This window comes from Bacteroidales bacterium, from assembly GCA_018334875.1.
GTDB lineage: Bacteria > Bacteroidota > Bacteroidia > Bacteroidales > UBA12077 > JAGXLC01.
Map to the genome: position 1 here is coordinate 1 of JAGXLC010000435.1, position 3,360 is coordinate 3,360.

General features: G+C 42.6%; 4 protein-coding genes. 2 read left to right on the top strand and 2 right to left on the bottom strand.

Annotation, left to right across the window (positions count from 1 at the left end):
* Window positions 1-249: 249 nt before the first annotated feature.
* Both KGY70_19395 and KGY70_19400 read left to right on the top strand, forming a co-directional pair.
* Window positions 250-1,155, top strand: a complete 906-nt coding sequence (locus KGY70_19395) for a tyrosine-type recombinase/integrase (GenBank protein MBS3777368.1) — start codon at window positions 250-252, stop codon at window positions 1,153-1,155.
* Window positions 1,136-2,311, top strand: coding sequence for an IS91 family transposase (locus KGY70_19400; GenBank protein MBS3777369.1), 1,176 nt, complete (start codon window positions 1,136-1,138; stop codon window positions 2,309-2,311). The genes KGY70_19395 and KGY70_19400 overlap by 20 nt, the downstream gene beginning before the upstream one ends.
* A gap of 260 nt (window positions 2,312-2,571) precedes the next feature.
* On the opposite strand, the gene KGY70_19405 is transcribed toward KGY70_19400, so the two are convergent.
* A complete protein-coding gene (locus tag KGY70_19405) occupies window positions 2,572-2,970 on the bottom strand; it encodes a HEPN domain-containing protein (protein ID MBS3777370.1) in 399 nt (132 codons plus the stop codon).
* Window positions 2,967-3,284, bottom strand: coding sequence for a nucleotidyltransferase domain-containing protein (locus KGY70_19410; protein MBS3777371.1), 318 nt, complete (start codon window positions 3,282-3,284; stop codon window positions 2,967-2,969). The genes KGY70_19405 and KGY70_19410 overlap by 4 nt, the downstream gene beginning before the upstream one ends.
* Between the last annotated feature and the right edge of the window lie 76 nt (window positions 3,285-3,360).

The following is a 3,360-nucleotide window of genomic DNA, read 5'->3' on the forward strand; positions in this document are numbered from 1 at the left end:
ATTTATTTGGGGAAGCCCCCATTGCGTATAACGGTTTCGGGTATGAAACGTAGAGCACTTCCGATCTGCTTACCTGTCCACCGAGACAAAGCTTGCTAAAAACCCAAAACTTGCGGAAACCACCGTTTGCCCTATGTTTTATACCCATTGTTGAACTAAATCCGCCACCGGCGGATAGCTTGTATCAAAGATAAAAATAATAAAAATTTTCTGTATCTCTGTATATTATTAACTCTTAAAAATACAGAGATGAAAAGAAAATCAAGTCCAACAATTTTGGAACAAGCAATTGCTTTGGTTCCTGAGTTTGAAAGAGTAATCGCAAAACTTGCACAACAGGTAACCTTGCGCGGACAGAGCAAAAGTACCCTGGATAATTACACAAGACGCATCGCTCTGTTTGTGATTCATTTCAAAAGACTGCCCGAGCAGGTGAGCGAAGATGAGATCAATGAATATCTGGTAGCTTTGGCTCGAGATCCCAGATCACCATCCCGAAGCAGCTTTAAACATATGGTTTATGGCCTGAGATATTACTACCGCCTGCTTGGGATGAATAAAAAGGCTATTGCCCTTCCCTCACTGAAGCAGGACACCAAATTACCTGTCATACTAAACCGCTCTGAACTGAAAGAACTTTTTTCCGCCCCCTCACTCCTCAAACAACGCATCGTCCTTACCCTTATTTATTCTGCAGGTTTGCGCGGACAGGAGGTGATTAACCTTAAAATATCGGATGTTGATTTCGAGCGGATGACCATTCACATCCGCCAGAGCAAATACAAAAAAGACCGCATAGTTCCTTTATCTCCAACTATGGCCATCGGGCTAAAGAAATACTTGAAAGCGGAAAATCCTCACATTTGGCTGTTCAACGGGAAATTACCCGATAGCCGGTATAGTGTAAAGGGATTATCGTGGGTGATGCGAGAAAACCTTAAAAAGACTTCCATAACCAAAGAAGTCAACCTTCATACACTCCGGCATACCTATGCCACTCATTTACTTGAGGAAGGGGTTAACATTGTCACTCTGAAAGACCTGCTGGGACATGCAGATATCACCACTACGATGATTTACTTGCATGTTGCCCAATGCAAACAGGTAAAACCTCACAGTCCGCTCGATTCTTTGTATGGCAGGCAAAAGAAATAAACTTGAGCTTGCCGATGTAGTCAGGAAATTTGGCAAAAGCTTAATTGCACGGGATAACCTATCCCCAGGCCAAACCAAAGCACTGCATAATATCCTGCGGTGCCGGACTGCTTCTTTGGGCGGACACGAAGAAGCATGCGATCACTGTGGAACCATTCGCTACAGCTACAACAGTTGCGGAGACAGGCACTGTCCAAAATGTCAGGGCAACAAGCAGGCTCTATGGATTGATGATTTACAGGAAGCTACCCTTCCGGTAAAACATTATCATATCATCTTCACCGTGCCTCATTGTCTTAATGAGGTTTGCCTGTGGGACCAACGGATGTACTACAACATCCTTTTCAGTTCCGTCTGGAGAACCTTGCATAGTTTCGGTTATACCCATTATGGTGTTGAGACCGGCGCTGTAGCTGTATTGCACTCCTGGGGTCAGAATCTTTCACTGCATCCTCATATTCATTGTATCGTACCGGCTGCCGGTTACAGCCTCAGGGGCGAATGGAAACATATAGGTAAAACCGGTCATTATCTCTATCCTGTATTTCAGTTGAGTGATACTTTCCGGGGAAAGTTTCTGAACAGTCTTAAACGAAAAGTCAACAAAACAGGGATGCTTGAGGGTTTTGATAAACAAGTGCAAAAGGCCTGGAAAACCCGCTGGGTTGTTAATAGCGACGCCTCTATGGCAGGGGCGGAACATGTAATTCGGTACCTGGGACAGTATACGCACAGGGTGGCTATATCCAATCATCGTATACTTGACATGACCGATACCCATGTGACATTTATAGCCAAAGATTACCGCGACCAGGCTATCCGAAAACCGGTCACGCTTGACGGTGTTGAGTTCCTGCGAAGGTTTTGTCTGCATGTGTTTCCGAAACGATTTGTGAGAATACGTCGCTATGGAATTTACAATCCCACGACCATCCGCAATCTTGATTTGCAGTTTATACCCGAGAAAAAACCTGACATTGATCAATTAGCAAACCCAGTAGAAACTACTGCCGAACGCATCAGGCGGCTTACAGGTTTTGACAGTGGCCTATGCCCGGTTTGTAAAAAGGGTAGAATGCGTGTGATTCGAGGAATACCCCGCATCAGGTCACCGGCCGCTCATCTGCCGACCATGCTTCTTTCATTGCTGCAATAAACCATATTACCTTTCTCAATCTTCATTTTCATGAAGACATGGATCATATGGTCTGAAATATCGTTTTTGAGCTTAAAATGAGCATTCAGACAGGGATTATTTTATAAAAAAGTCAGGTATTCTTTCAAATGACCCACCAGAGCCTCCAAATTATTTACCAAAATATCCAGAAAAGTCTCGTTAAGTGCATAGCTACAGCCTGGATTTAGTTCAACCGGGAATCCTCGCTGGGTCTTACAGACCGCTCAGATTCCTATATATTACAGTGCGTTTTTTATTTCTTGATTAATCTGATCCAGCATTTCTTTTACAGGTTGGAATAGAGGCAAGACGGAATTCTCGTCGTAATCAAAGACAACTTCATAATCAGCTTTTTGGCGCCAGTCATAAAGTTCCGATAGCAGACGTCCATATTTTTTATCAAACTTTCCGGTTTTTACAAAATGCTGTGAAAACTGACTCTTGAGGGTGGCATGCCTTTTTGTTTCAATTCCCTTTAAAACAAGAAGAGCATTGGCTGCAAAAAACAAGGTATAGTAAAGTCTATTTACAGCAGAATTCCAAAATCCATTTTCTGATAATACCTTGGCAGCTTCATAGGTTTTGTAAGCTTTCTCTATTCTATATTTTACGTATTCTGTTCTTTCTTCAGGGGTCATAGAGATATGCCTTCCTTATTTACATTCCGATAGAAAGGGGTTATTCGTTGTTTTCTGCGCCACTCATCTTTAGAATAAATAAAAATTGACAGTGGTTCTCCGGTTTCTAATTCGAGGTCGTATAGTTTATCCCTGAACTTATTTTCAGTTTCCAGGTCTACTGGATAATCGGTCAAAATGAGGATGTCCCAGTCAGATTCGGAATGTTCATCTCCTCTGGCTCGCGATCCGTATAAAATCACTTCTGCTTTAGGATCGATAAAGTCGATAGTGCGACGGATCAGTTGACTTATCGTATTTGTCTTTTTTTTCATAGTCACAAAGATAATAAAATCCAATGACTTTGCTTCTTATCTAAAAATGCACTGTAACGGTCCGGGTTGTACCCCC